The following is a 5,872-nucleotide window of genomic DNA, read 5'->3' as shown; positions in this document are numbered from 1 at the left end:
CAGCGTCCACCGCACGCGAGCGGGCCGAAGCCACCCGCCCGATGATCGCGAAACGCGGCCGTGCCGCGTACACCGGCGAGCGCAGCATCGGCACCCTGGACGCGGGTGCCGTGGCCGTAGCCGTCATGTTCGAGGCGCTCGCCGACCAGTGGGCGAAGCGTTCAGCGGAACTGTGACCAATGGAGGCACTGTCGTGAAGAAATTCGTCAATGACCCGAGACAATTCGTCCCCGAGATGCTCAAGGGCATCGCGCTGGCGAACCCCGACACGCTGCGCTACGTCCCCGAGTACAACCTGATCATGAGGACGGACGCGCCGCGCGACGACAAGGTCTCCGTGATCCAGGGGTCCGGGTCCGGGCACGAGCCCGCGCACGTGATGATCGTGGGCAAGGGCATGCTGGACGCCGCGTGCCCCGGCGACGTCTTCGCCGCCCCGCCGATGGACTACGTGTACGAGACAAGCAAGCTGCTCGCGTCCCCCAAGGGCGTGCTGCACATCATCAACAACTACACCGGTGACCGGATGGCCTTCGAGATGGGCCAGGAGATGGCCGAGGCCGACGGCGTCACGATCGGCACGCTCCTCGTCGACGACGACGTGGCCGTGAAGGACTCCACCTACACGGTGGGGCGGCGCGGCGTAGCGGGCAACTTCTTCGTGATCAAGACGGTGGGCGCCGCGTCCGAGCAGGGCGCCGACCTGGACGAACTGCTGCGGATCGGCAACAGGGTCAACTCCGTCACCAGGACGATGGGAATGGCGCTCACCTCGTGCACGCCGCCTGCCAAGGGCTCGCCGCTGTTCGAACTCGGCGACGACGAGATGGAGATGGGCGTCGGCATCCACGGCGAGCCTGGCCGCCGCCGTGAGAAGCTGGCCAGCGCGAACGCGATCGTCGACGAGCTGCTCGAGGCCGTGGTGTCCGACCTGCCGTTCACATCAGGTGACACCGTGGCGCTGATGATCAACGGCCTCGGCGGCACCCCGATCAGCGAGCTGTACCTGCTCTACGGGTACGCCCACGAGCAGCTGGCTAAGCGCGGCATCCGCGTCGGCAGGTCCTACGTCGGCGAGTACTGCACGTCGCTGGACATGGCGGGCTGCTCGATCACGCTGAGCCGCCTGGACGACGAGATCGTCGGCCTGCTCTCGGCACCGGCCGAGATCGCGATCCGCACCTTCTGAGCGCGGAAGCTTCCGGGTGCCGGTCACGGCACCCGGAAGCTCCGCCGTGGGGCCTCGGGCGGAGAAACGCGCACGTTCGGGATGAAATCACGCAGGCTCCCCCTTGATGGCGAAGGACGACAGGCGGCGGGAGGCGAGGACCAGCGCGCCGACCGTGACCACGATGCCGAGCACCAGCGAGGTGCTCAGCCCGAGGCCGGCGTTGAGGTCCTTATCGGGGTAGATGGCGTTGGCGATGCCGAGCGAGTAGTGCGCGATCGACAGGATGCGGGCGCCGCCGACGATGTTGCCGAGCAACCCCTCCCAGATCAGCACGTACAGCAAGCCGGCCGCGATCGCGCGAGTGGTAAGCACCGAGGCCATCACGAACACCGCGGTGTAGATCACCGAGCCGACCAGGGCGCCGACGAACAGGGCGAACGCGAGCTTGCCGCTGTTGGGCGCGAGCAGGCCCGCGATCAGCTCGGGGACGGCGGCGAACAGCATCGTCAGCACCGCGGCGACCACCCATTTGGTCAGCACGATCGAGCCGCGGCGGACAGGCGTGGCCAGCAGGTGGATCGCGCTGCCGTCGTCGATCTCGGCGCCGAGCACCCCGGTGCCGATGATCAGCGCGAGGAGCGGGAGCAGCACGGAGAAGCCGAAGTCTCCGAGGATCTGCGCCTCCCACGAGGAGCCGGCCGGGTGGGTCGCCCGCACCGCCAGCGTGAGCGCGATAAGGACCACCGCGGGGATCGCGAACAGCAGGGCGCGCCTGCGGCCGAGCGTCGCGCGGACGGTGATCGACGCGATCACCGGGTTGAAGAATCCGGACATGCCGGGTCAGCTCCCTTGGCCTTGGGCCGAGCTCGAGCTCGAGCCTGCGATCAGATAGCCGAAGACGCTTTCCAGCGACTCGTCGGTAGGCAGCAGCTCGCGGAGTGCGATGCCGTTCTCCCTGGTGAGCACCGCGATCTGAGCGCAGAACGCGCCGAAGTCGCTCGTCCGCACCTGCAGGCTCCCCCGGCCGGTGAACTCGACGGCGTTGGTGTACGGCTGGCCGACGAGCACGGCGGCGAGCTTCCTGTCGTCCGAGGACCGGACGTTGAACACGTGCGGGCGGCTCGTCATCAGCCGCCTGATCGCGCGGAAGTCCCCGGACGCGGCGAGCCGCCCGGCGACCATCACCTGGATCGTGCCGGACACCTTCTCCACCTCTTCGAGGATGTGAGAGCTGAAGAGGATGACGCGGCCTTCTGCCCCGAGCTTGCCGAGCAGGTCCATCATGTGCAGCCGCTGCCGGGGGTCCATACCGTTGAACGGCTCGTCGAGCAGCAGGATCTCCGGGTCGTGGACCAGGGCGGCAGCGACCTTGATCCGCTGCCGCATGCCCTTGGAGTAGGTGGCGATCCGCCGGTCTTTCGCCGCCGCCATGTCGGTCATCTCGATGGCGCGGTGCGTCGCGGCGTCCGGGTCGGGGAGCTTGTGCAGCTTCGCCGTCGCGTTCACGAACTGCTCGCCGGTGAGGAAGGCGTAGACGGAGTCGCGTTCGGGGACCAGGCCGAGGCTCCGGTAGATCTCCGGGTTTTCCCAGCTCGGCTTGCCACCGATGGTGAGCGTGCCCTTGGACGGGGCCAGGAACCCGGCGATCATGTGCAGGATCGTGGACTTGCCCGCGCCGTTCGGGCCGAGCAGCCCGGTGACGCCGGGGCCGATGGTCATCGTGATGTCGTTGACCGCCACCACGTTGCCGTACCAGCGGCTGACGCTGGTCAGTTCGATGCCGCTCATGACAGGCGCGCCGCCTTCCGGTATCGGGCGAACAAGCCGGTCAGGCACGCCCCCAGCAGGACGAGGAGGACGAGGGCGTAAACGGCGCCGAAGCTGCCGGGGTAGAGCACGTTGTCGCTCTGGCCGGTGCCGTGGCCGCTCAGCCACATCCGCACCCCGTCAAACAGCGTGAAGGGGCTGAACAGCCCGGACACCTTCTCCGCCATGGGCACCGCCGGGGCTACGAAGTGGCCCGCGTTCTGGATCGACTGGGCTTGCTGCTGGCGGATGCCGTGGTTCTCCACTTGCAGCAGGATCTCCGCGAGCGTGTACGTGGCCAGGAAGAAGATCGCCACCGTGCCGGTCGCGAAGGCCCGGCGGCCGGTCAGGCTCGCGAGGAACAGGCTGATCGCGGCCAGCACCACCGCCCACATCAGCCCGACGAGCAGCCCGGGAATGAACTCCCTCGTCTGCGCCCAGACCGCGGCGCCGCCGTGCGCGTTGACGATCGTGCCCAGGTAGAGCACCAGCAGCGGGACCTCGATCATCACGGCGCACGCGGCGGTGAACGCGAGGTACTTCGCGAGCGGATAGTCGGAGGTCTTGATCGGCCGGGCGAAATACAGCGGGAGCACGCGGCTGCGCAGGTCGCGGGAGACGAGCTCGGGGGCCTGCACGGCGACGAAGATCGTCATCACGAGGTCGCGCAGGACCGGCTGGTAGGTGTCGTAGAAAACCAGCTGCCCGTTCCCATTGGCCAGCGAGGCCGCGTTGACCACCGCGGGGAGGAGCAGCGCGACAAAGGCGATCACCGGTACGATCTTGGCCTTCGCGCCCCGGCCGAAGCCGAAGGCCGACCGGAAGCTGTGCCAGGCCAGCGCCCGGACCATCTGCGCGCGGCCAAGCCGCGGGCCGTCGTAGCGGCGGTAGCCGAGGTCGTGGATAACGCCGGCCGCGGCGCCGGTCGTTGCGGTAGGAGTGTCAGCCGGCATCTGCCGCCTCCAGGGGGGTCATGTCCGCGGTGTCATCGCGGAACAGTTCCTCGACCTGGTGCCGACGCCGCTCCAGGCGGCTCAGCGGCAGGCCGAGGTCGGCGACGCTGTCCCGCACCGCGTCGTAGGTGTCGTCGCCGCCGATGGGCACCAGCAGGCTGCGCTGGTAGGCCCGCGGCCGCAGGCCGCGGCGGGTCAATTCCCTCTCCAGCCTCGCCAGGCCCTCCTCCACCTCGACGACCAGCGTCTGGCTGGCCTTGGTGAAGGTGTCGATCGTGTCCGCCCGCAGCAGGCGGCCCGCCTCGATGGCGACCAGGTGATCGCAGATCCGCTCGATCTCGCCGAGCAGGTGCGAGGCGACCACGATCGAGATGCCGAACTCCTCGCCGATCGTCGCGATCAGCTCGAGCATCGCGTTGCGGCCGGCGGGGTCGAGCCCATTGGTCGGCTCATCGAGCAGCACCAGCCTCGGATCGCCGACCAGCGCCTGGGCGAGCTTCACCCGCTGCTTCATGCCGGTTGAGTAGCCGCCGATCTGGCGGTACCGCTCCTCGTACAGGCCGACGTGCCGCAGCGCCTCGGCGGCGCGCTCCCGGGCCGAGGTGGCCGGCAGCCCGGACATGCGGCCCATGTGCGTGACGAACTCGGTCGCCGAGACGTCCGGCGGCAGGCAGTCGTGCTCGGGCATGTAGCCGACGAGCTGGCGGATCCGCATGCCGTCCTTGACGCAGTCCAGGCCGAGCACCTTCGCCATGCCCTGGGTCGGGTCGAGCAGGCCGAGGAGGACCTTGATGAGCGTGGATTTCCCTGCGCCGTTGGCGCCGATCAGCCCGGTGACGCCGGGCGCGAAACTGACGGTGAGGCCGTCCAGGGCGGTGACGTCGCCCGGGTACACCTTGGACAGCGCGGCCGTCTCGATGACCGCCGCGGCTTCCCCGTCAGGCAATGAGGGGATCATGGCGCTAAGCCTCCCAGGCGCGCGGCCGCTGAGCGTCCCCCTCCGTGGTGAAAAGCCGGCCGCGCCGGATACGCTTCGCGGGCTACGCCCCCGGGATGAGGCACGGTCGGCGATCTGCGGTTACCGTAGGTCTGTGGTCTCCGAAGGCGACACGTCCTACCCGCGCCGTGAATCGGCCCCGCTGCCGGCATACCCGGACGCGGGGCCGGGGCGGCGATCCCGGCCGCCCCGCCCGCCGCTGACCAAGCGGATGCGGCGCGGGCACTGGATCGCGCTCGACTGCGTGGCCGGAGGGCTGGCCGCGGTCGCCGAGATGGCCCTCGTGGGGCAACGTCCCGGCATTGTCGCGGTGCCCGCCGTGCTGCTGCTCGGCGTGGCTGTCTTCGTGCCGGTGGCGCTGCGCCGCCTTGCCCCGGTCGCCGCCTTCGGCGCCCTCATCATCCTCGCCGTGCTGCTCGCCGCCGAGGGCTTCGCCCCTGGGGTCGTGTTCCTGGCCGCCGCCTACGTGCTCTACCTGGTGACAGCCACCAGCAACCGGCGGACCAGCGGCGCCGCGCTGGGGCTGGCGCTCGCCGTGATGGTGCTCATCATGCTCGCCGACCACCGGGTCAGCCGCAACAGCGGCGCCGCGGGCTTGCTGATCCCCGCCGCATTCGCCCTGATCGTCTGCTGGATAGCCGGCTACTCGATGCGGCAGCGGCGGCTGTACGCCCAGATGCTGCAGGAACAGGCCACGAGCAGCGCCGTGGCCGAAGAGCGGCTGCGGATCGCCAGGGAACTGCACGACGTCGTAGCGCACAGCATGAGCGTCATCGCCGTGCAGGCCGGCTACGGGCAGTACGTCATCGACAGCAGCCCCTCCGACGCGCGCGACGCCCTCGGCGCGATACAGGCCACCAGCAGGGACGCGCTCGAGGAGATGCGCCGGATGCTGGGGGTGCTGCGCCAGCAGGACGCGGCGGCGGCGCCCGCGCCCGCCGTGAC

Annotated in this window: 7 protein-coding genes; 3 read left to right on the top strand and 4 right to left on the bottom strand. The window is 69.8% G+C overall.

Going from position 1 to position 5,872, the window contains the following annotated elements; genetic code table 11:
• Together WA805_RS29770 and dhaK are read left to right on the top strand one after the other, a co-directional pair.
• On the top strand, positions 1 to 176 hold a 176-nt coding region (locus tag WA805_RS29770; RefSeq protein ID WP_425243982.1), incomplete at its 5' end, for a DAK2 domain-containing protein.
• Between the two features lie 17 nt (positions 177 to 193).
• A complete protein-coding gene (gene dhaK / locus WA805_RS29765) occupies positions 194 to 1,189 on the top strand; it encodes a dihydroxyacetone kinase subunit DhaK (protein ID WP_422288607.1) in 996 nt (331 codons plus the stop codon).
• Positions 1,190 to 1,276: 87 nt separating this feature from the next.
• Here dhaK and WA805_RS29760 read toward each other — a convergent pair whose 3' ends face one another.
• The 4 genes from WA805_RS29760 to WA805_RS29745 are packed head-to-tail and all read right to left on the bottom strand — an operon-like array spanning position 1,277 to position 4,876.
• Complete coding sequence (locus WA805_RS29760) at positions 1,277 to 2,005, bottom strand: ABC transporter permease subunit (protein WP_422288608.1); 729 nt, start codon at positions 2,003 to 2,005, stop codon at positions 1,277 to 1,279.
• A 6-nt stretch (positions 2,006 to 2,011) separates the two neighbouring features.
• Positions 2,012 to 2,959, bottom strand: coding sequence for an ABC transporter ATP-binding protein (locus WA805_RS29755; protein WP_422288609.1), 948 nt, complete (start codon positions 2,957 to 2,959; stop codon positions 2,012 to 2,014).
• Positions 2,956 to 3,930 carry an ABC transporter permease gene (locus WA805_RS29750; RefSeq protein ID WP_422323493.1) on the bottom strand — a complete coding sequence of 325 codons (975 nt, stop codon included), beginning with the start codon at positions 3,928 to 3,930 and terminating at the stop codon, positions 2,956 to 2,958. Before WA805_RS29750 ends, WA805_RS29755 begins: the two co-directional genes overlap by 4 nt.
• Complete coding sequence (locus WA805_RS29745) at positions 3,920 to 4,876, bottom strand: ABC transporter ATP-binding protein (RefSeq protein ID WP_422275219.1); 957 nt, start codon at positions 4,874 to 4,876, stop codon at positions 3,920 to 3,922. The genes WA805_RS29750 and WA805_RS29745 overlap by 11 nt, the downstream gene beginning before the upstream one ends.
• Before the next feature lie 145 nt (positions 4,877 to 5,021).
• Here WA805_RS29745 and WA805_RS29740 point away from each other — a divergent pair.
• A partial coding sequence (locus tag WA805_RS29740; RefSeq protein ID WP_425243981.1) for a sensor histidine kinase occupies positions 5,022 to 5,872 on the top strand: 851 nt, incomplete at its 3' end.

This window comes from Trebonia sp. (genome assembly GCF_049794275.1).
Lineage (GTDB): Bacteria > Actinomycetota > Actinomycetes > Streptosporangiales > Streptosporangiaceae > Trebonia.
Note: the sequence above shows the minus strand (reverse complement) of the source record. Positions and strands in the feature narration are given on the sequence as shown.

Excerpts from the sequence above, each read along its gene's own strand:
- WA805_RS29755 (WP_422288609.1), bottom strand. The coding sequence starts at position 2,959 with ATGAGCGGCATCGAACTGACCAGCGTCAGCCGCTGGTACGGCAACGTG.
- WA805_RS29760 (WP_422288608.1), bottom strand. The coding sequence starts at position 2,005 with ATGTCCGGATTCTTCAACCCGGTGATCGCGTCGATCACCGTCCGCGCG.
- WA805_RS29750 (WP_422323493.1), bottom strand. The coding sequence starts at position 3,930 with ATGCCGGCTGACACTCCTACCGCAACGACCGGCGCCGCGGCCGGCGTT.